This is a genomic window from Pseudomonas sp. B40(2017) (assembly GCF_002112855.1).
GTDB classification, from domain to species: Bacteria; Pseudomonadota; Gammaproteobacteria; order Pseudomonadales; family Pseudomonadaceae; genus Aquipseudomonas; species Aquipseudomonas pharyngis.
In genome coordinates, this window is sequence record NZ_NEIT01000001.1 from 667,893 (window position 1) to 689,783 (window position 21,891).

Consider the following 21,891-nt stretch of genomic DNA (forward strand, 5'->3'; position numbering starts at 1 on the left):
GCCCCGCCGTCACCCCGCTACAGGTATTGCACGATGAAAGCCCAAGCCCGCCATATTCTGGTGAAGACCGCCGAAGAGGCTGAAAAACTCAAACAACGCATCGCCAATGGTGAAGCGTTCGATGTGCTGGCGAAGAAGTTTTCGACCTGTCCGTCCGGCAAGCGCGGCGGCGATCTGGGTGAAGTGCGGCCGGGACAGATGGTCGGCGCGATCGATGCGGTGATCTTCAAAAAGCCGCTGCGCACGGTGCACGGGCCGATCAAGAGCAAGTTCGGTTATCACCTGGTGCAGGTGTTTTACCGCGATTAAGTGTTTGGCTTCAGGGCCAATCGCGAGCAGGCCCGCTCCCACAAAAAAATCGTGAACGACACACAATCACTGTGGGAGCGAGCCTGCTCACGATCCGATTGCCCGGCAATCGGTCACCGGTTACTTCGGAATCAGAGCTCCGGGTACTTGAATAACCTGGCTCGCTAGCAGATGGCCGGCCTGCGCCGCTTCCGCCGGGCTGCCCCCAAGCAAACGACTCGCCAGATACGCCGCACTGAACGAATCCCCCGCCGCCGTGGTGTCCACCACCTTCTCGACCTTCTGCGCCGGGATTTCGAACGCCTCCCCGTCGCAACGGATCAGACAGGCTTCGGCGCCGCGTTTGAGCACCACTTCCGGCGTGCCTTTCTGCGCGTATGCTTCAAACACCGCGTCACAGTCCTCGAAATGGAACAGCGCCTGCTCGTCGTCCACCGTCAGCAACGCCAGATCGACATGGGGCAACACGCTGCGATACGCCGCCCGCGCCGCCTCCACTGAAGCCCACAGTCGCGGCCGATAGTTGTTGTCGAAGACTATTCGCGCATCACGCTGACGGGCTTCGATCAAGGTTTGAATCAGTTTTTCACGGCCCTGTGCGCCGAGTACCGCCAACGTGATACCGCTGAAATACAACACGTCATAATCCGGCAGCGCCGCCAGAATCGGTGCGGCCGCCGGCGTGGTGAAGCAGTCGCGCACGGCGGCTTCGTTGCGCCAGTAAAGGAAGCGACGCTCCCCGGCGGCATCGGTCTGGATGCAATACAGGCCCGGCAGGCGACCGGGCAAACGCTGGACCAGATCCAGGCCAATGTTTTCATCCGCCCAACTGCGGCACATCGCATCACTGAAGCTGTCATCACCCAACGCCGTGACGTAATCGACCTGCGCCTTGTCGCCCATGGCGCGGGACAGATAGACCGCCGTGTTCAGCGTGTCACCGCCAAAGCTTTGTTGCAGGCTGCCATCGGCACGTTGCTGGAGTTCGATCATGCATTCACCGATCAGGGCGATGCGCGGGGTGTTCGGACCCAATGCACTGAGCATGTTCATCAGAAGCAGGTTTCCATGGTTTCGATCACCGACAACTGCTCGTCCACCAGCAGCCCTACGCGCCACTTGTCGAAGGTCAGGCACGGGTGGGAAGTGCCAAAGGAAATGATGTCGCCGACGCGCAATTCCACGCCCGGCGCCACGGTCATGAACGCGTGCTGGTCCATCACCGCCGTCACCTTGCAGGCACCGACATCGTCGCCCACCGCCGGCAGCACACCGGCCTTGTAACGCAGCAACGGCACCGGCATCCCGGCATCGAACGCCACGTCACGCTTGCCCAGGGCAATCACGGCAAAGCCAGGCTCCGGCATCGACTGCACGTGGGCCCAGACTTCCAGCGCCGGACGCAGCCCTTCGTGCAGGTCACTGCGACGATCGAGCACGCAGCACTGCGCCTCTTTATAAATGCCATGGTCGTGCGCCACGTAACTGCCGGGACGCAACACGCTGAGGAAACGCCCGCCAGCGTTCTGCGCTTCGAACGATTCGGCAATCAGGTCGTACCAGGCCGAACCCGACGCGGTGATGATCGGCTTGGCGATAGCGAACGCGCCGCTGTCCTGCAACTGCACCGCCAGACGCACCAGCGAGGCGGCGAATTCACGGATGCCGGTGACGGCGTGATCGCCATGGATCACGCCTTCGTAACCTTCGATGCCGGTCAAGGCCAGTGCCGGCTGCGCGCCGATGGCCTTGGCCAGTTCGATGACTTCCTGCTCGCTGCGGCAACCGCAACGGCCACCGACCACCCCGTACTCGATCATCACGTTCAACCGCACGCCACGCGACGCGAAGTAAGCGCCCAGATCAGCGACGTTGTCCGGGTGATCGACCATGCAATAGAAATCGAAGCCCGAATCCGCCGCCAGCAGGTCGGCAATCAACGCCATGTTCGGCGTGCCGACCAATTGGTTGGCCATCAACACCCGGCGCACGCCGTGGGCGTAAGCGGCGCGGGTCTGGGTGGCGCTGGCCAGGGTGATGCCCCACGCGCCGGCGTCGAGCTGACGACGAAACAGCGCCGGGGTCATGCTGGTCTTGCCATGGGGCGCAAGTTCGGCGCCGCTGTCGCTGACGAATTTCTGCATCCAGCGGATGTTGTGTTCCAGCGCTTCACGGTGCAGCACCAGCGCCGGCAGGCTGATGTCACGCACCAGTTGCGCGCCGACGGCGGCATCGCCCTTTTCCACGGCAGCAGTGTTGTTGGCAGTCGTCATGGTCGAACTCCTCACAGTCGCGCCCGCAGGCAAGCGCGGTTATTCGTTGATTCGCCGGGCGAGGCTGTTGGCGCTCTCGATCAAGACCCGGCGATAGTCGTTGTAATGGGTCTTGGCATCGGCGCGCGGGGCGACGATGCACAGGGTGCAGATGGCCACGCCATTCGGGTCTTTGACCGGGGCGGCGAAGCAGTGGGTAAAGGTGTCGGCGACACTGTCGAAGGAGAAGAAACCGTCGATGCCGGCCTGACGGATTTCCGCCAGAAACGTCTCCATTAGCAGGCGTTCGCCATCCGGCAGGATGAAGTCCTCGGGGTCGATCAAATCGATGATCTGCTGGTCACTCAAGTGCGCCAGCAGCAGGCGTCCCGAGGCGGTCCACGGGATCGGCGCGTTTTCGCCGATATCGGAAGAAATGCGGAAATGCCGCTCGCCCTCCTTCATCAGCGCCACTGTGTATTTGCGCCCGTTAAGCAGGCACATCTGCGCGGTTTCCCGGGTCTGGCTGACGATCTCCTGCAACGCGTGATCAGCCTCGCGACTGAGGTCGAAATGCCGCAAATGCGCCTGCCCGAGGAAGTACAGCTGACGACCGAGATAGACGTGACCGTCCTTGCCCACCGGCTCCAGGATCCGCCGATCGAGCAACGACGCCACCAGTTCGTAGACCGTGGATTTCGGGCTGCCGATGCCGTTGGCGATGTCGTTGGGGCGCAGTGGCTGGCCGATTTCCTTGAGGAAATCGAGGATATCGAACGCCCGGTCCAGACCGCGTGCCCGGCGCTTGATGGTGTCTTCGGTCATTTCAGTGGTTCCCATTCAAAGTGCCGGGAGTTTACCGACAGTTTTGCGTCGACCGTTAGGCGCCATCGCCAGCAGGCTGGCTCCCACATTTGGAATGCGCTCCCCTGTGGGAGCCAGCCTGCTGGCGATGAAGTCGCCCCGGCTCAGGCCTTTTTCTTGTACGCAATGCAGTCGATCTCGACCTTGCAGTCGACCATCATGCTCGCCTGCACACAGGCCCGGGCCGGTGCGTGTTCGGGCTTGAAGTACTCGCCGAAGACCTTGTTGAAACTGGTGAAATCCCGCGGATCGTCCAGCCACACGCCAGCGCGTACCACGTCTTCCAGGCCATAACCGGCCTCTTCGAGAATCGCGATCAGGTTCTTCATGGTCTGGTGCGTCTGCTCGACGATGCCGCCCACAATGATCTCGCCATCCACCGCCGGCACCTGCCCGGAAACGTGCAGCCAGCCATCGGCCTCAACGGCGCGGGCGAATGGACGCGGCTGGCCGCCAGCGGCGGTGCTGCCGGTGCCGTAACGAGTAATGCTCATGGGTGTTTCTCCTGATTGAAAAAGTGAAAAGTCAGAACCGCGTGCTTTTGAGAAATTCCGCCAGCCGCGGCGATTGAGGACGCTCGAACAGTTCCTTGGGAGGCCCCTGCTCTTCGATGCGCCCCTGATTCATGAAAACGATCTTGTCCGAAACCTCGAAGGCAAAACGCATTTCGTGGGTCACCAGCAACATGGTCATGCCGTCCTCGGCCAGGCCTTTGATCACGTTCAGCACTTCGCCGACCAGTTCCGGATCGAGGGCCGAGGTGACTTCGTCGAACAGCATCAGGCTCGGGTTCATCGCAATCGCCCGGGCAATCGCCACGCGCTGCTGCTGACCGCCGGACAACTGGCCGGGAAAGTGATTGCGCCGTTCCAGCAGGCCGACCCGCTCCAGCCATTTCTCGGCCAGGACCACGGCTTCGTCCTTGTGCATCTTTTTTACTTTCAGCAGGCCGAGCGTGACGTTCTGCAACGCGGTCAGATGCGGGAACAGGTTGAATTGCTGAAACGCCATGCCGGTCATCGCCCGATGACGGGCAATGACTTTTTCCGGGTGTCGCACGCGCTTGCCGTTGAGTTCGTCATAGCCGATGGATTCGCCGTCGAGCAGGATCTGCCCGCCCTGGAATTCCTCCAGCATGTTCACGCAACGCAGCAGCGTGGTCTTGCCCGAGCCGCTGGAGCCGATCAGCGTCACCACGTTGCCGCGCTGCATGCTCAGGTCGACACCCTTGAGCACTTCGACCGCGCCGTATTGCTTGTGCAGGCCACGGATGTCCAGCAGCGGCTGACCGTTCTGGACGTTGGAAACTTGAGCTTGAGTCATGGCAGGGACACCCGCTTTTCAATGTGCCGGCCGAGTAATTCGATGCCGTAGTTGATGACGAAGAACAGAAAACCGGCGAAAAGATAAAACTCCAAGGTCATGAACGTCCGGGCAATGATCTGCTGAGTGCTGAGCAACAGCTCGGCCACGCCGATCACCGACAGCAAGGTCGAGGCCTTGACGATTTCCGTGGACGAGTTGACCCAGGTCGGCAGGATCTGCCGTAGTGCCTGAGGCAACAGCACATAACCAAGGGATTGATAGAACGTCAGGCCGATGGCCTTGCCCGCTTCCATCTGCCCGCGCGGCAAGGCCTGCAACGCACCGCGCACAATTTCGGCCACGTGAGAGCCGCAAAACAGCGTCAGCCCGAGGGCGCCGGCCTGAAAGGCACTGATCTGCCAACCGAGCGCCGGCGCCATGTAAAAGCACGCCAGCACCAGCACGAACACCGGCGTGCCGCGAATCAGGTCGACATAAAAACGGAACGGCGCGCGCATCCAGAACTTGCCGTAGGTCAGCACCAGCCCGGCGAATACGCCGATGACGGTGCCGAACAGAATCGCCAGCGCCGACACCAGCACGCTGGTCAGAAAGCCTTGCCACAAGGCTTCGCGGGCAATCCACAACTCATGCAACCAACTGGGAGATTGGTACATCGCAGCCTCCTATCGGCGGATCGCCAGACGCTGCTCGAGGTAACGCAGCAGCATGGCAATGAGGTAACAGGCCGCGACATACAACGCCGTGGTCACCAGCCAGGTTTCGATCACCCGGTAGCTTTCGACGTTGATCTTGCGCGCGTAATAGGTCAGCTCCGGCACCGCGATCGCAGCGGCCAGCGAGGTGTCCTTGAACAGCGAAATGAAGTTGTTCGACAGCGCCGGCAGCACGTTGCGCAACATCACCGGCACAGTGACGTAGGCTTTCACCTGCCACTCGCCCAGACCGATGGCCAGCCCGGCTTCACGCTGGCCCTTGGGGATGCTCAACAAACCGCCGCGGAACACTTCGGTCAGGTACGCCCCGGCATACAGCGACAGGGTGATGATGAACGACGGGATCTTGTCCAGCCGGATCCCCAGGCTTGGCAACGCAAAGTAGATCAACAGAATCAACACCAGAATCGGCGTGTTACGGATCACCGTCACATACACCGATGCCAGCACCCGCAAGGCGCGATGCTTCGACAGCAAGGCAAACGCCATCAGCAGGCCGATCACGCAGCCGATGGCGATCGACACCAGCGCCAGCTCGAGGCCCAGACCGAGCCCCGCCAGCAAGGTGTCGAAATCGCGCCACACGGCGGCAAAGTTCAACTGATAGTTCATGGTCGGCAGTACCTTGAGCGGGGCGCATCAGGGCGCCCCACTCTCACGGGATCATTTGAATTCGACAGGGAAACCGATGGCAGGCGATGGCAGATCGACGCCGAACCATTGCTTGAACGAGGCGGCATAAGTCGGGAACTCGACGCCGGTCATGGCTTCATGCAGCGCGGTATTGACGAAGTTCAGCCAGTCCTGATCGCCACGTTTGACGGCGCAGGCGTAGGTCTGCGGACTCCAGGCGTAAGTCGGGCTGCGGTAGCGGCCAGGGTTCTGCACCATCAGGTATTTGACCGAAGATTGGTCGGTGGCGGCGGCATCGGCGCGGCCGGAGTTCACCGCCTGATACATCAGATCGACGCTGTCGTACTGATCGACCTTGGCCTTGGGCAGCGCCTGATGCACCAGCTCTTCGGCGTACACGTTCTGCAGCACGGCCACGGTCACGCCATCGCCCCCTGCCTGCAGGTCTTCGATTTCCTTGTACTTGCTGTTGTTCGGCAGCAGCAGGCCGACGCCTTCGCGGTAGTACGGCAGAGTGAACGCCACTTGCTGCGCACGGCTGGCGGTGACGGTGATGAACTGGCAGCTCATATCGACTTTGTCGGTCAGCAGGTTGGGAATCCGCGCATCGGACGACTGCACCACGAACTCGACCTTGCTCGGGTCATTGAACAGACCTTTGGCCACTATCCGCGCGATGTCGATATCAAAACCCTGCAACTTGCCGTCCGCACCCTGGAAGTGCCACGGCGCATTGGTGCTGCCGGTGCCCACAATCAGTTTTCCACGGGCCAGGACGCTGTCGAGCTTGCTGTCGGCCGCCTGGGCCATACCCATGACAGCGGACGAAGCCGCGAGAACAAAAACACACGCTTTGAACAAGGAAGGTCGGCGATGCATGGCAAGCACTCCAGAGGATTGTTTATTCCGCTATACCGGAACACGGTTTGTTACTACGGAATAGACAGCAGAAAGTGTGCCACAGGATTCGCGGGGAATCTGCACCCGTTTGAAAATTCACAGGAATCAAAGAGATACGTAAAACGGAAAAATAGAGAAACAGCGAGAGAGCGGAGCGTGCGCTACCGTTGGCTACAACAATGCGGGTAACAGGTTCCCAGTCGGTGCACGGGTGATCGATTCAGGAGCAGCGTTTATCTCCGAGAACCAAGCTCAAAGGTCGTCTATCGAAACTTTTATGGTCGGATCATTTTCCCGCTCCTTGCAGAGAGCTATCAGCTCCAGATCCTCAAGGCGATTCATAAGTGCCTCATCGATTCGTACTACGGAAACTGCCTTCAAACCTGCATCGCTGCCCATCAGGAGCTCCTTTGATAAATGTCTGAAAAACGATACCAGCTGCCTGGCCTCCGCGGATCTGAGTCTTCTGAGGGAATGCTCTTGCATCAAAGTAGGACGAAATCATCCTTTGCAGGACCTACCTGTAATTTCTGACAGTAGACCGCCGTTTTGCCCTGCTTTAACTTCAAAGGCCTTCCAGACTCATTGACCAGGAGGCTCCAATGACGACACCGACTCGATATTCAGCGTTGCCCCCGACGTACCGGAAAGTCTTGAAAGCCAGGCGTCTTGTCGTCCTGTATTTCTTCAATGAGCATTGCGCTGCCTGCGTGTTTTCCAGCCCGGTTTTTCTCAAGATCGCCAAACCTTTCCGGCCCTGGATGGATATCTTCATGCTCGATACCGCACAGTCGTGTCGACATCCGGATGTCACGGGCACACCGACCGTGTTGTTCTACAAGGAAGGCGTTCTGGTCAAAAAACTGAAAGGCATCGGTTCGGAAGAATCCCTCCTGCACGACTTCACCCAATTCCTCGGCAAAACCCGACACCCCGCTGCGCCGCGCAAATCGGCCCATGACCTGAACTGGCTGCGTCACACCCTCCGCACCCTCTGCACCGTCCACCGCGCAAAACGGTGGAACCTTTCCTGAAAGTGCCATCCAAGCGCCATCAGGCAGTTGCACCTTCGCTGCTATTGATCTGTAACAGCTAGCCTCGAGACCGGATTGGACAAGCTCCAATCCGGCTGCTTTTCTTTATTTCTCAGAAAGAGAAGAGTGCTGCCGGCCCTCGGGTCGCAGCCTTGCTACGTCCCAGGAGGGGTCAATGTCCTTTAAAGTCATGATGGTTTTCGGCACTCGCCCGGAGGCCATCAAAATGGCTCCGCTGGCCCGGATTCTGCGTCAGTGGCCCGACATCACACTCAACATCTGCTCTACCGGCCAGCATCGCGAGATGCTCACTCAGGTGCTGGACGCATTCGAACTGACGGTCGACGAAGACCTGCAAGTCATGACCCAGGGCCAGACCCTGAACGGTCTGTCGCAACATCTGCTCGCCCAGCTCGATCAGGCCTACGAGCGGGTCAAACCGGACATCGTGCTGGTCCACGGCGACACCACCACCAGCTTCATCGCCGCCCTCGCCGCCTTCAATCGCCAGTTGCCCATCGGTCACGTCGAAGCCGGTTTGCGTACCGGCAACCTTCGCGCGCCCTGGCCCGAGGAGGCAAACCGCCGTCTGACTGGCGTGATTACCGACCTGCATTTCCCGCCGACCTCCAAATCCGCTGCCAATCTGCTGCGCGAAGGCGTACCCGAAGACAACATTGAAATCACCGGCAACACCGTGATCGATGCCTTGCTGTGGATGCGCAAGCACCAGCAGGACATCGATTGGCATCCGCCCGCCGATTCGCCTCTGGCGGCAATTGATGACCAGCGCCGGATGATTCTGGTGACCAGCCATCGACGGGAAAATCTCGGCGACGGTTTCCGCAATATCTGCCAGGCCCTGGCCGAACTGGCCGGGCAATACCCGGACGTGCAATTTGTCTATCCGGTGCACCTCAATCCGCTGGTGCAGGAGGTGGTGTACGGCATGCTGGCCGACAAACCGAACATCTATCTGGTGCCACCGCAGGACTATCCGAACTTCGTCTGGCTGATGGGCCGCGCGCACTTCATCCTGACCGACTCCGGCGGCGTCCAGGAGGAAGCCCCGGCAATCGGCAAACCGCTGCTGGTACTGCGCGACGTCACTGAACGGCCTTCCGTGCTCGAGAGCGGCACGATGTTGCTGGTGGGCACCGACAAGGCGCGCATCATCAAGGAAGCCCGGCTACTGCTGGACGACCCGGACACCTACACCCGCATGAGCCGCGTTCACTTCCCGTATGGCGACGGTCACGCCAGCGAACTGATCGCCACCCGCCTCCACGCCTGGCTGAGCGCACACTCGGCGGTGGGTAAAGGGGTATGAGTCTGGGTTGGGTCGATTTCTTCGCGTATGTGCTGTTCGGTCTCAAATATGTGGCGATCGCCCTCGCCTTGCTGATGTTCATCCTCGGGCTCGATGACCTGTTCATCGACCTCGTGTACTGGAGCCGCAAGTTCATCCGGCGCTGGCGGATCTACGAAAAATTCAAGCGCGCCGACGAGGAGCGCCTGTATTCGATTCCCGAGAAGCCGCTGGCAATCATGGTGCCAGCGTGGAACGAAGTCGGCGTGGTCGGTGAAATGGCGCGCCTGGCGGCCTCGACCATCGACTACGAGAACTATCAGATTTTCGTCGGCACCTATCCCAACGATGCCGAAACCCAGGCCGATGTCGATGCGGTCTGCCAGCACTACCCCAACGTGCACAAAGTGGTGTGCGCCCGCCCCGGCCCGACCAGCAAGGCCGACTGTCTGAACAACATCATCGACGCAATCCTGCGCTTCGAGAGCGAGGCGAAAATCCAGTTCGCCGGGTTCATCCTGCACGACGCCGAAGACGTGATTTCGCCGATGGAATTGCGCCTCTACAACTTCCTGTTGCCCAACAAGGATCTGATCCAGATTCCGGTCTACCCCTACGCGCCGGAGTGGAAAGGCTTCACCGCCGGGCACTACGTCGATGAGTTCGCGGAAAACCACGGCAAAGACGTCATTGTTCGCGAAGCCCTCACCGGTCAAGTGCCCAGCGCCGGCGTCGGCACCTGCTTCAGCCGCAAGGCCATCAGCGCCCTGCTGGAAGACGGCGATGGCATTGCCTTCGATGTGCAAAGTCTCACCGAAGACTACGACATCGGTTTCCGCCTCAAGCAGAAAGGCATGAAATGCATCTTCGCCCGTTATTCGGTCAGCGATCCGAAACTGGCGCTGGAGCAACCCTGGGTGTTCGGGATGAACCGCGAGTTCTCCCAGGTGATCTGCGTGCGCGAGCACTTTCCCCGCGACCTTCAACATGCGATCCGGCAGAAATCGCGGTGGATTGTCGGCATCGTGTTCCAGGGCACCAAGAACCTCGGCTGGAGCCGCAAGGGTCTGCTCAACTACTTCCTGTGGCGCGACCGTCGCGGGCTGATCGCCTACCTGCTGAGCTTTTTGGTGAACCTGCTGTTCCTGGTACTGCTGGCGATGTGGGCGGTCACGATCATTTCCCCGGACTCGTGGCGTTATCCATCGATTCTCGCCGACAGTTCGCTGCTCTCGGTGCTGCTGTGGCTCAACGGCCTGATGCTACTCAACCGCCTGTTCCAGCGCGGCTGGTTTGTCACTCGTTACTACGGATTGGTTGAAGGTCTGCTGTCAGCGCCGCGCATGATGTGGAGCAACTTCGTCAATTTCTTCGCCAACCTGCGCGCCCTGCGTCAGGTGATGGAAATGGGCGATTCTCGACGCGTGGCCTGGGACAAAACCACTCACGAATTCCCGGCGCTGACCAAGGCCCAGCGCACTCCACTTGGCCATCGGCTGGTGGAAAAAGGCCTGCTTACCGAAGAGCAACTGGAAGCGGCGATCACCAGCCCGGTACGCCGGCGCCTCGGGCGCGAACTGCTTTTGCGTGAATACATCAACAGCACCCAACTCGTGCAAACCCTGGCCGAACAGCTTGATCTGGAATGGGCGCCACTCAATCCGTTCAAGCTCGACAAACGCCTGATCGATGCCGTACCGCGCCGGGTCGCTTCCCACTACGGCATTTTGCCGGTGGCCGAAGAAGGCGACACCCTGATTCTGGCCTCCGAAGGCCCGGTCAGCCAGGTCTCGCTGGGCGCCATCAGCCGTCAATTGAAACGCCCGGTGCGCAGCCGTCTCGCACCACAGGGCCGCGTCACATTGGGGATTCGCTACTGGTACGCCAGCCCCCGCCAGAATGAGGAAGTGCGTCATATGCTCGAAGTGCTTGAGCGCCATCAGGACGATGAGGCCCTGCTGGAACGGGTCAGTCGCCATCAAGTGCTGCTCGGCAATCTGTTGCAGGTGCGCGGCATGGTGCCGCCCACCCTGTTCAATCAGGCGCTGATCGACTTCGATGCCGAGAAGATGTCACTCGGTGAACACCTGATTTCTCGGGGCATGATTACCCAGGAAGTACTGGAACAGGCGCTGGCTGATCAGACCAGCGAACAGCAAGCTGCCTACCGCATTGTCCGGGAGGTCGCATGAAGCCTGTGCATCGTCAAACCTTGCTGATGGGCAGCCTGCTGCTGGGCCTGAGCACCGCGTATCCGCTGCAAGCGGCACCGCTGAGCGACTTTGAACAGTTCCGCAGCTATCCCTACATGGACCGCAGCTATCGCGAGGCGAAAAAGGGCAACTGGAAAGAAGTCGAACGCCTGATGCGCCACTTGCTGGAAAAGGTCCCGAAAAACGACGAGGCCCGGGCACTGTTGGTGGAGTCCCTGGCCAAGCAGCGTCGTTACAAGGAAGCGCTGCAAGCCTTGCCGGACAACAGCGAAGCGCTGCTCGACCTGCGCCTGACCTGGATCGAACAGGATCCTCCGACCAGCACACAAGTGGAAAGCTGGATGGCCACCAGCAACCTGAATGACCGTGTGCGTCTTTGGCAGGCCTACAGCCTGAGCCTGGCCAAGTTCGGCGGCGCGGCCAAGGCCCACGACTGGCTGGCGCAACTGGCGCCCAAGGGCGATGACAATATCCTGCGTCTGGCCCGCGCCAACTGGTCGGAGCAACTGCGCGACTGGAGCGGCACCATCGACCAACTGGCACCGCTGGCCGCACGCAAACAACTGGACGCCGAAGGCTGGCAACGTCTGGCCAATGCCTACGTGCAACGCCTCGATGAAAAGCCGCTGCAGCAACTGCTGCAACAGGCGCCGAGTCCCGAGGCCGCGCGCAACATTCGCCTGGCAATGGTCGACCGCGCCATCGCCATGGGTCACGAGCAACAGGCCCAACGCTGGATGCAGTCGCTGCCGGCCAGCGACCTCGCCGATCCGGCGCAACGTCAGCGGCTGTGGGAACTGGCGCGCAAGACCGAAGATGTGCCCACCGTGCAGCGTCTGAGCAACGATCTGCAACGTCCTTGCCTGGAAACCGCCGAATGGCTGTCGCGGCAGGATCCGGAAGCGGCGCTCAAGCAACTGCGCAATTGCACGCCAACGGACGACCCACAAACCTGGCTGGTACTCACCCAGCGCCTGCAAGCCTCGGATTTGTTGCAAAGCACCCGTCTGCCGGAGCCTTGGGACAGCCGTCGGCAAACGCAGGTGCTCGACATCTGGCAGGAGCAAGGTCGCAGCGCCGAGGTCAACGCGTGGCTGGCCGGTCAGCAACAGACGCCCGATATCGTCAAGCGCCGAGCCGAACTGACACAGCGCATGGGGCGAATGATCGAAGCGCAAACCCTTTGGGAACTGCATTACCGGCAAACCGACAATCTGTCCTCGCTGAATCAGGCCACCTATCTGGCAGTGAATGCGGGTGATCGCGCGCATGCCCAACAGTTGCTGGAATCCGCGTTCGATCGTCATGGCGGGCGTCTGCCGGCGACGGCGTTGCAGCGTCTTGCCGGTTTGTATGCCGCAGCGCCATCCACGACATCTGAACAACAGCGGCGTATGGCGCTGCTGCTCAACCGGGTGGACGGCGCCACCCGCGGCCAACTGCTCGCGCAACTCGCGGAGACCGGCCAGTGCGACGCCGTGCAGCAAGCCATCGGCAGCCATCCGCAAGCGGCTGGCGATTACCGCGCGCTCGGTCGCTGCGCCATGCCTGATCGCCCGGGTGAGGCCGTCGTCTATTACCAGCAGGCTGAAAAGCTCGGTGATCGTGGCAGTCGCCTGCCGCTGGCCTATGCCTCGGAAGCGGCCGGTGACTCTGCCGGTGCACTGACGATCTGGCGCAGCATCCCGACCGCCGAACTCAGCGACAATGCGCGTCTGACAGCCAGTCGCAGCGCGCTGAATGTCGGCGACAGCCAGACCGCCGAAAACTACTGGCAGCAGAGCACCGCTCGCGGCGCCAATGAGTGGGCCCTCGGCGCAGCCATCGCCGATGCACGGGGTGATCACGCCCAGGCGCTGCAACGTCAGCGTCAGGCTCTGCAACAGGCACCGGATGCCGGCCACTTCTACGCCGCATCGGTCACCGCGCAAAAGGCCGGGGACTTGCCACAAAGCACCGCGTGGCTGGCCGAAGCGGTACGCCGCGAGCCGAACAACCCGCGTTATCGCGCCGACTACGGCATGCGTCTGGCCGGTGCCGAAACCCGCGAAGAACGCGCCACGGCGATTCCGTATCTGCAACAGGCCACCCGCGATTTCCCCGAGGATTACCGCCTCGGCGAAACCCTGGCCTGGCGCTACGACGAAGTGGAAGACAGCGCCTCCGCGCGCAAGGAACTGCGTCGGGTGATCGATCTGGAGCAGGACCCGGTGGCGGCCGATGACGAAGACGGCAGCATGGAGGCCCGCCGTTATCGCCAACGCCGTGCCCATGAAACCTTGTCCCGTCGCGACAGCCGGACGATTGCCAGCACCTGGTCGCCGGCCGGGATCTCCACCAACGACTTCGTGCGCCCGGACGACAGCAAAGGTTCACGCCGTCGCTCGGATTCGCAGAATGTGCAATTGGCGATGTGGGACCACGCCCTCGGCGAAGAACCAAGCCGCGCCGGCAGCACGCTGTCGGTGTACGGTCGCGTCTTGCTGGGCGGACAAGGTCGCTCCAGTTACGCCGAGTCCCTCGCCGCCGGTGTCGGCCTGCGCTACAAACCGTGGGGCACACAGAACATCAACTTCTACGGCGAGATCTACAAGCAGAGCCAGTTCGACGATGACGACAGTCACAGCCTGAGCCTCGGCCAGATGCTGGTGCCGGAAAAGCTGTTCGATCAGGTCAACGATCACCGCAAGGACGGCCACACCACCACTGATTACCTGCTGCGCGCCACCGCCTCATTCCTCGATCAGGGCAAGTACCGCAACGACTGGCGTGTCGACGAAAACGACTGGGACGAGCGTTTCCTGTACCTCGACGCCGCGTGGTGGACCAAGGCCGGCGATCACCAGTGGCTGTCGCGGTTCCAGCAAGGTCATGCATGGAAACTGCCGTTCAGCGGAGCCCAGACGATCATGCCTTACGGCTTCCTCGAATTTGCCAGCCAGGACCCGAGCAACGACTGGCGCCAGGACCTGCGCACCGGTGTCGGTCTGCGCTGGCAATGGTGGTACGACGAGGATCGCTACAACGCTTACCGTTCGAAACTGACGGTTCGCACCGAATATCAACAGTCGCTGGGCGGCAATCTGTATGAAGGCGGCAACGGTGTGCTGCTGGGCGTGGAGTGGAATTTCTGATGGCTCGATGGATGTTGTGTTTGTGCCTGCTGATGAGCGCCACCGTCGCGAAGGCCGATGAGCGGCTGTTCTATCAGCCGCTGAATGTCGATGCCGGTCTGACCCAGGCGCAGTGGCAGAAAGTCTGGCAAGACACCGCGAAGCAAGGCACGCGAACCGTGATCGTGCAGTGGACGGCCTATGGCGACTCGGACTTCGGTGGCGCCAATGGCTGGCTCGCCAACAGCCTGAAACTCGCTCAACGACAAGGTCTGCAACTGGTGCTCGGCCTGGCGATGGACCCGGCCTACTACAAGCGCATCGATGAACTGGACAGCGCCGGCCTCGGCACCTACTGGCAGGCGCAACTGGGGCAATCGCTGGCCCAGCAGAAGAAGCTGCGGCAGGACTGGAAGCTGCAAGTCAGCGGGTGGTATCTGCCGCTGGAACTGGATGACCAGCACTTTCTGCCGGCAGATCGACGGGCCACGCTTGCGCGTCAGTTGAAGGACTTCGCTGCAAAGCTAGATGCACCGTTGCATGTCAGCGCCTTCAGTGCCGGCAAACTGGCCCCGGCGGTCAACGCTCAATGGCTGGGGGAACTGACGGCGGCCGGTGCGCAGGTCTGGTGGCAGGACGGCGCGGGCACCGGGCGTTTGTCACCGCTGGTGCGCAACGGTTACGCCAGTGCACTGCCCTGCTCCGTGGGGATCGTGCGCGAAGCCTTCCGGCAGGTCAGCCGCGAGGGCGAGCCATTCCGTGCCGAACCGGCCAGCCCGGAGGCGACCTCGACCGGCTGCCATCAGAACGCGGTGTTTTCCCTGCGCTATCGACCGTGGGGCTCGGTTATCCTCGACAACCAACGCAAGCATCCGGGCAGCAATGTACAAAACCATTGAAGACGAAGTCCTGAAGAAGACCGCGCCCGCCGAACTGTGGAGCGAGTTCATCCAGCATGAATTCGAGCGGCTGCATTCGTTCTGCCTGTTGATCTACCTGGCGAGCATGGGCATCTGGCTGGCCTTCGACCTGATCGTCAGCTTCATCGGCAATCAGGGATTCACCTGGCGTTCGATGGTGTTCATCGCAGCCTTTGCGATTCTTGCTGTGGTGTTGATGTTCACCCGCAAGGCCCGACACTTCGACTGGCTGAACCTGACATTCGTGGTGATCATCACACTCGGCATCCGAATGGTGATCGACGGCCTGCCGCCGACCTTTCATGGCATCTGGCTGGTGCTCGCCGCAGCCACTACGTTGTACAGCGCCTCGGTACTGCCGCTCAGCCGCTGGTCGTTCTTCGGTGCCCAGGTCATCACCTGGCTGGTGCTCAATCCGTTCATGAACACCGGCATCGACCTGCTGGAACTCAAAGGCGTGATGACCATCGCCTACAGCGTTTTTCTCTGTGCGTTGACGATCTATACGTTTCTGAAGCTACGCGAGGCCAAGCTCTACAACTACATCATGTCCAAACTGCTGTTGGATCAAGCCTACAACGACACCCTCACTGAAATCCCCAACCGTCGTTCATTCATGACCCGCGCCGGAAAAACCCTGCAAGCGGTACCGCGCGAGCATGACCATTACCTGGCGATGGTCGACATCGACAACTTCAAGAAAGTGAATGATGTGTACGGCCACGACATCGGCGATGAGGTGCTCAAGCGCATCGCGGCGGACATAAAAGCGGTGATGGCACCGTTTGAGTACGCGCGACTGGGTGGCGAGGAGTTTGCGATCTATCTGGCCGGTGTGCGCCGCGAGGATGTCGAGGCGCTGGCCGGGAAATTGTGCCGGGTGGTGCGTGAGCAACCGACCCGGCACCCGGTGACCATCAGCATCGGTCTGGCCCGGGTCGAAGATGGCGACACCCTGAACCAGGCCCTGATCAAGGCTGACGAAGCGTTGTACGAGTCAAAGCATACCGGCAAGGACCGGTACACTTTTCATCAGTGAGGCCATCAGGCCTCACGCACCAGCAACACTCGCGTCACACGACGTTCTTCGACCGCCATCACGGTCATGCCCCAGCCTTCATGCTCCAGTCGATCGCCCTTCATCGGCAGGCGATCCAGCAGGCTCATCACCAGTCCGGCCAAGGTCTGGTAGTCCTCGGTCGGCTCGGCGCGAAAACCGGTGTGCTCGCGGATGCGGGTCAGGTTCAGCGCACCGTTGACGATAAACCCGCCCTGCTCCTCGACCACGTCGGGGCCGGCGATTTCACTGGCATCGGGCAGTTCACCGGCAATCGATTCGAGAATGTCGGTCATGGTCAACACACCCACAAAGTCACCGAACTCGTTCACCACAAAGGCAATGTGGGTCGAGGCTGCACGCATTTGTTCCAGTGCGTTGAGGATCGAATAGCTGTCCAGCAGGTTGACGGTCTTGCGCGCCAGGTGTTCAAGGTTCGGCTCGTTGCCGGCCAGATATTCCTTGAGCAATTCCTTCTTGTGCACGAAGCCCAGCGGCTCATCCACTGCGCCGTTACGAATCAGCGGCAAGCGCGAGTAGGACGAATGCATCAGTCGCGTGCGAATAGCCTCGGCGTCGTCCGCCAGATCAATGTGATCGACATCGGCGCGAACCGTCATCAGAGCGCGAATCGGTCGTTCGGCCAGTTGCAGCACACCACTGATCATCACCCGCTCGCGACGGTCGAACAGCTCTGCGCTCGGCGCCTCACCGTTATCCAGCAAGTCGGAAATCTCCTCGCCGACTTCCTCCGCCGCCAGTTTGCGACCACCCAACAGACGCATCACCGCATGGGCCGTGCGCTCGCGCATCGGGCGCAAGCCCTGCATCGAGCGCTTGCGACGAGCGCGGGCGATCTGGTTGAAGATCTCGATCAGGATCGAGAAACCAATGGCCGCGTACAGATAACCTTTCGGGATGTGGAAACCCAGGCCTTCGGCAGTCAGGGCAAAACCGATCATCATCAGGAAGCCCAGACACAGCATGATCACCGTCGGGTGGGCGTTTACGAAGCGGGTCAGCGGCTTGCTGGCAACGATCATCACACCAATGGACACGACCACCGCGATCATCATCACCGCCAGTTCATCGACCATGCCCACGGCAGTAATCACCGCGTCCAGGGAGAACACCGCGTCGAGCACGACGATCTGCGCCACGATCGGCCAGAACAGCGCATAAGCGGCGTTGGTCGAACGCTCGCCGATATGGCCTTCCAGCCGTTCGTGCAATTCCATGGTCGCCTTGAACAACAGGAACACACCACCGAACAGCATGATCAGGTCACGGCCGGAGAAGCTCTTGCCGAACACCTCGAACAAAGGCTGCGTGAGGGTAACCAGCCAGGAAATACTCGCCAGCAGGCCGAGACGCATGATCAGCGCCAGGCTCAAGCCGATGATGCGTGCGCGGTCGCGTTGATGCGGCGGCAGTTTGTCCGCCAGGATCGCGATGAACACCAGGTTGTCGATACCCAGTACCAGTTCCAGCACGATCAGTGTCAACAAGCCCAGCCATGCCGTGGGATCCGCTAACCATTCCATAATCTGTCTCTGTCTCTCTTCAGTGAATTCAGGCTGCCGGACACGGCAAAGCGCGGCGCGAAAGCTCGAAGGCGGCGCCATCAACGATAGTCGGGAGTCGGAAGACCGGATGCTGCGAGTGCGTCAAGACCGCGCAATGGCGCGAAGGGAACGTTGTTTTTTTAGAAGAACTGGGAGGCTCCGAGAGGGTGTTCATGCAAATCCTGAATGAAAAAAGGCCTTGAAGCGTACAGGCTCTGATGACTTTTCCTACAGCTGGAAATCATTTCAAAATCTGTACGCCGCCTGACTATCGCCGCTCTTGTCAGCATCGGCAGCCAACGGATATGTAAGGGCTAACGCCCGGAAAACCGCAGGCGAGACAACTGGCGCAGATCGTCCTCGACGTAGTAGTCGTTGGTCCAGCTGTCATCCGCCGCCAACGGCTGCACCTGCTTCAATGCCAGTTTTTTCGCGAAGTAGCGAAAACGGTAATGCTCGTAGAACCGTAGCAGTTCCAGGCCATAGCGATCCGCCAGATCGGTGTCGCCGCGAATGATCAGATAGTTCTCGTCATTTCCGTTGCTGGCCGAGGTACTGAGGTTGTGACTGCCGCTGATGAGGGTCGGGCTGTCGCTGGTGAAGTCGGTGACCACCGCTTTGGTGTGCACCAGCAGGTTGCCTTTCTGGCCTTTCATGTTTTCCCGTAACCAGCCTTCCAGCCCGGTATTAAGCAACGCGGTGGCGGCGAATTCGGCGGTTCGGTCGGCGTGGAAGCCGGTGATGCGGCTGACCGTGTTTTGCAGGCCGTAACGCAGGATGTCGTCGTGCGGCTGGCCGAGCAATGCGTTGAGAATCGCGTCGGGCAAGGCGAATGCGGTGACGAACAGCAGGTCTTTCTTCGCCCCCTCGATGATATCGACGAACTCCCGCAGATCCGCGCCGCCGGTACGCGGGGAGAACCCGGCGAACAGGGGCTGCGCCGGATTCATCGGGTTGTGTTGGGTAATCCAGTCGCGGGTGGCGCCGACGTCCGCCGGCTCGGCCCAGATCTGCTCGAAGGTTTTCAGGTAACTCGTGCCGACCGCCGAATCGTCCAGCACATGCACCACGTTGGCCTGGCGGTACACGCCGTTGGCGGTGAAGTTGGTGCTGCCGCACAGTACGGCTTGTGGCTGACGTTCACCGCCTCCGTCGAGGCGGCTGAGGACGATGAACTTGTTATGGAAAATATTGTGGGTGACCCGCCCGCGTTTGCTGGTCGCCGGCAGTTTCGCAAGACTCGCTTCATTGATCGTGGTGTCTTCGTCGTCGGGCCGGGCGTGATACAGCACGCGCACCTGAACACCTCGATCGAACGCCGCGTTCACCGTGTCGATAATGGCTTGCAACTGGTATTCGTAGATCGCGATGTCCAGCGCCCACTGAGCGTCCACCGCTCGTTCGATAAAGCCTTGCAGGCGCCCGAGCAGACCGTTCTCCAGCCACTGACGCGCGGCATCGGGCCAGGCTTCGAGGGGCAGGTTTTTGTTGGCGCTGATCTGTGCGTCGAGATCGGGGAATTTGCGCTGAAACGCCTGGCTCGCTGCCACGGCACGGTTGAAGATCACGCCCTGACTGGCAGGATGACCGTCATCAGAACGGATCGTCAGCTCCAGCGCTTCGCCGAGTTGCGGCGCGTCCGGCGAGCCATAGGCCAGGTGCACGCGATAGTGAATCGTCATCCCCGGATTGACCGCGTAATCGGCCCAGCGAAATTTCTGCAACGGCGCCTTGTCGCTTGGCGTGGCGTGGAACTGCGGGAAGGTATGGGCCCTGCCCGGAAAGGTCAGGCTGTTGAACAGGAACAACCACGGTTTGTCGCCCTGCTGTTTCTCGATGGCAAACCCCAGCAGGCCTTTGCGCCGGGGTTCGGCGAGGTCCATGGCGAGCAGCACACCGTTGGTGCCGGCGTAGGCCTTGACGCGAAAATCGTCCTGCGGATTGGCGACCAGTACGCGCATGATTCACTCCTTGTGATTTGGCCTCACTGCAGCATAGTCCTCAGACCGACAATAACTCGTCGATATGCCGGTAATCCGCGTCCAGCGCTGTCGCCAATTGCCTTGCGCGCTTCAGGCGGATCGGCCCGCGCTCGATATCGATCAACAGGCCCGGACACGCGAGCGCCGGCAGTTGCGGCCAGTCTTTCAAACGGCCATCGGTGATCACCAGCAACCGTTGCTGTTCAGCGGGGAAACGCTTGCGCCGCACCGTCAGCCAATGCCCGGCTTCCGTCAGCGCTGCCAACAGAGGCGTGCCGCCTCCCGCACCCAATCCATCGAGCCACGCACGCAACCCGCTGGAAGCCTTCAGCCCTTGCACCTGCCATTTCGGCACGGCGCCGCTTGCGGTCAGCAACGCAAGGCGTGCGCGCTGCCGATAAGCGTTGTCGAACAGTTGCGCGAGCACGCCCTTGGCATCGCTCAAGGCTTGATGGCGACGGGTCGAGGCCGAGGCATCGACGATCACCAGCCACAGTTCATGGGGCGTGCGGGTGCGCAGTTGAAACAGCAGATCCGCCCGGGTTTTCGGGCGGCCATTGAGCAAGGTACCGGGCCAGTTCACCGAGCCACTGCGAGCGGCATGACGCTTGCCCTGGCGGCCGTTATCGAGGCGTCCGGCGCGGGGTCTGGCATTCGCCCCCGCGTCGGATCGGGGGCGAATGCCTAAGGCTTTTTTTGTAGGTGTGGCGGCCAGGTAGGGACTTCGCGGCGTGCGCCGGTAGCCAGTGCCGGCGCCGGCATTTCTCCCCACTGCCCCTGCCCTTCGCTTGGATCAGTCTGGGAGCCGGACGGTGATTGCGCCGGTGGCTGCGCACTGGAGGAGGACTGTTCGCGACGACGATGACGCAATGCGAACTCAGCCACCGCATCGATATCCTGCTCGGCGATGGCGTCCGCACCGCGCCACGCCGCATGCGCCCTCGCGGCACGCAGCCAGACCAGATCGGCGCGCAAACCGTCGACGCCCGCCGCGAAGCAGCGCTCGGTGATCTGGGCCAGCGCCGCGTCATCCAGCGGGATGCCCGGTAAAACCTTGCGGGCGTTCTCGCAGCGCTGACGCAGAGCTTGCTGCTCAACCTCCCACTGCGCACAGAACGCCTGCGGATCGCTGTCGAAATCCAGTCGACGACGAATGATCTGACCTCGCTCGGCCGGCGCCGTGTGACCGCTCAGGGCGACGTTCAAACCAAAGCGATCCAGCAATTGCGGACGCAATTCACCCTCTTCCGGGTTCATCGTGCCGATCAAAACGAACTTCGCCGAATGCCGATGGGAAATCCCGTCACGCTCGATCAGGTTGGTGCCGCTGGCGGCCACATCAAGCAGCAAGTCCACCAGATGATCCGGCAGCAGATTCACTTCATCGACGTACAACACGCCGCCGTCAGCCTTCGCCAGAACGCCGGGAGAAAACTGCGCACGACCGTCGCTCAACGCCACGTCCAGATCCAGCGTGCCGACCAGTCGCTCTTCGGTGGCGCCCAACGGCAAGGTGACGAACTGACCGCTGGCCAGCAGATCCGCCAGACCCCGGGCCAGTGTCGACTTGGCCATGCCGCGCGGGCCTTCGATCAGCACGCCGCCGATCTTCGGGTCGATGGCCGTCAGGTACAGCGCCAGTTTCAGATCATCGGCGCCAACCACGGCGGAGAGCGGGAAATGCGGGGTGTCGGTCAT

Annotated in this window: 20 protein-coding genes; 7 read left to right on the plus strand and 13 right to left on the minus strand. The window is 61.1% G+C overall.

Annotation, left to right across the window (positions count from 1 at the left end; all coding sequences use genetic code 11):
• Positions 1-33: 33 nt before the first annotated feature.
• Positions 34-309, plus strand: a complete 276-nt coding sequence (locus tag CAF76_RS03095; RefSeq protein WP_007952044.1) for a peptidylprolyl isomerase — start codon at positions 34-36, stop codon at positions 307-309.
• Positions 310-429: 120 nt separating this feature from the next.
• Here CAF76_RS03095 and CAF76_RS03100 read toward each other — a convergent pair whose 3' ends face one another.
• The 9 genes from CAF76_RS03100 to CAF76_RS28700 all read right to left on the minus strand — a co-directional run bounded on the left by CAF76_RS03100 (position 430) and on the right by CAF76_RS28700 (position 7,399).
• Entirely contained in the window at positions 430-1,362 is a 933-nt protein-coding gene (locus CAF76_RS03100; RefSeq protein ID WP_085646783.1) for a sugar kinase, read from the minus strand.
• Positions 1,362-2,582, minus strand: coding sequence for an amino acid deaminase (locus tag CAF76_RS03105; RefSeq protein WP_064596998.1), 1,221 nt, complete (start codon positions 2,580-2,582; stop codon positions 1,362-1,364). Before CAF76_RS03105 ends, CAF76_RS03100 begins: the two co-directional genes overlap by 1 nt.
• A gap of 39 nt (positions 2,583-2,621) precedes the next feature.
• Entirely contained in the window at positions 2,622-3,386 is a 765-nt protein-coding gene (locus CAF76_RS03110) for an IclR family transcriptional regulator (RefSeq protein ID WP_085646784.1), read from the minus strand.
• A gap of 143 nt (positions 3,387-3,529) precedes the next feature.
• On the minus strand, positions 3,530-3,919 hold the full coding sequence (locus tag CAF76_RS03115; RefSeq protein ID WP_039768794.1) for a RidA family protein: 390 nt from the start codon (positions 3,917-3,919) through the stop codon (positions 3,530-3,532).
• Between the two features lie 31 nt (positions 3,920-3,950).
• Positions 3,951-4,748, minus strand: a complete 798-nt coding sequence (locus CAF76_RS03120) for an amino acid ABC transporter ATP-binding protein (RefSeq protein ID WP_007960239.1) — start codon at positions 4,746-4,748, stop codon at positions 3,951-3,953.
• Positions 4,745-5,407 carry an amino acid ABC transporter permease gene (locus CAF76_RS03125; RefSeq protein ID WP_085646785.1) on the minus strand — a complete coding sequence of 221 codons (663 nt, stop codon included), beginning with the start codon at positions 5,405-5,407 and terminating at the stop codon, positions 4,745-4,747. The genes CAF76_RS03120 and CAF76_RS03125 overlap by 4 nt, the downstream gene beginning before the upstream one ends.
• A 9-nt stretch (positions 5,408-5,416) precedes the next feature.
• On the minus strand, positions 5,417-6,079 hold the full coding sequence (locus CAF76_RS03130; RefSeq protein ID WP_059405928.1) for an amino acid ABC transporter permease: 663 nt from the start codon (positions 6,077-6,079) through the stop codon (positions 5,417-5,419).
• A gap of 51 nt (positions 6,080-6,130) precedes the next feature.
• Positions 6,131-6,979 carry a transporter substrate-binding domain-containing protein gene (locus CAF76_RS03135; RefSeq protein WP_085603277.1) on the minus strand — a complete coding sequence of 283 codons (849 nt, stop codon included), beginning with the start codon at positions 6,977-6,979 and terminating at the stop codon, positions 6,131-6,133.
• A gap of 273 nt (positions 6,980-7,252) precedes the next feature.
• Positions 7,253-7,399, minus strand: a complete 147-nt coding sequence (locus CAF76_RS28700; RefSeq protein ID WP_172829487.1) for a hypothetical protein — start codon at positions 7,397-7,399, stop codon at positions 7,253-7,255.
• Positions 7,400-7,602: 203 nt separating this feature from the next.
• Here CAF76_RS28700 and CAF76_RS03145 point away from each other — a divergent pair, with 203 nt between their 5' ends.
• The 6 genes from CAF76_RS03145 to CAF76_RS03170 all read left to right on the plus strand — a co-directional run bounded on the left by CAF76_RS03145 (position 7,603) and on the right by CAF76_RS03170 (position 16,628).
• Entirely contained in the window at positions 7,603-8,034 is a 432-nt protein-coding gene (locus CAF76_RS03145; protein WP_085646786.1) for a co-chaperone YbbN, read from the plus strand.
• A 175-nt stretch (positions 8,035-8,209) separates the two neighbouring features.
• Entirely contained in the window at positions 8,210-9,364 is a 1,155-nt protein-coding gene (wecB, locus tag CAF76_RS03150) for a non-hydrolyzing UDP-N-acetylglucosamine 2-epimerase (RefSeq protein WP_085646787.1), read from the plus strand.
• On the plus strand, positions 9,361-11,535 hold the full coding sequence (gene nrfB, locus CAF76_RS03155) for a cyclic di-3',5'-guanylate-activated glycosyltransferase NrfB (RefSeq protein WP_085646788.1): 2,175 nt from the start codon (positions 9,361-9,363) through the stop codon (positions 11,533-11,535). The genes wecB and nrfB overlap by 4 nt, the downstream gene beginning before the upstream one ends.
• Positions 11,532-14,690, plus strand: a complete 3,159-nt coding sequence (locus CAF76_RS03160; RefSeq protein ID WP_085646789.1) for a phage receptor — start codon at positions 11,532-11,534, stop codon at positions 14,688-14,690. Before nrfB ends, CAF76_RS03160 begins: the two co-directional genes overlap by 4 nt.
• Complete coding sequence (locus tag CAF76_RS03165; RefSeq protein ID WP_085646790.1) at positions 14,690-15,568, plus strand: DUF4434 family protein; 879 nt, start codon at positions 14,690-14,692, stop codon at positions 15,566-15,568. Before CAF76_RS03160 ends, CAF76_RS03165 begins: the two co-directional genes overlap by 1 nt.
• Complete coding sequence (locus CAF76_RS03170; RefSeq protein ID WP_085646791.1) at positions 15,552-16,628, plus strand: GGDEF domain-containing protein; 1,077 nt, start codon at positions 15,552-15,554, stop codon at positions 16,626-16,628. The genes CAF76_RS03165 and CAF76_RS03170 overlap by 17 nt, the downstream gene beginning before the upstream one ends.
• Positions 16,629-16,633: 5 nt before the next feature.
• Here the strand turns inward: CAF76_RS03170 and CAF76_RS03175 are convergent, their stop codons facing one another.
• From CAF76_RS03175 to CAF76_RS03190, 4 genes are all read right to left on the minus strand, one after another.
• A complete protein-coding gene (locus tag CAF76_RS03175) occupies positions 16,634-18,190 on the minus strand; it encodes a TerC family protein (protein WP_085646792.1) in 1,557 nt (518 codons plus the stop codon).
• A gap of 335 nt (positions 18,191-18,525) precedes the next feature.
• Complete coding sequence (locus tag CAF76_RS03180) at positions 18,526-20,172, minus strand: phospholipase D-like domain-containing protein (protein WP_085646793.1); 1,647 nt, start codon at positions 20,170-20,172, stop codon at positions 18,526-18,528.
• 40 nt (positions 20,173-20,212) lie between these two features.
• Positions 20,213-20,965, minus strand: coding sequence for a VWA domain-containing protein (locus tag CAF76_RS03185; RefSeq protein WP_371857881.1), 753 nt, complete (start codon positions 20,963-20,965; stop codon positions 20,213-20,215).
• Positions 20,878-21,891 (minus strand): ATP-binding protein, encoded by a 1,014-nt coding sequence (locus tag CAF76_RS03190; RefSeq protein WP_085646795.1) that lies wholly within the window; start codon positions 21,889-21,891, stop codon positions 20,878-20,880. The genes CAF76_RS03185 and CAF76_RS03190 overlap by 88 nt, the downstream gene beginning before the upstream one ends.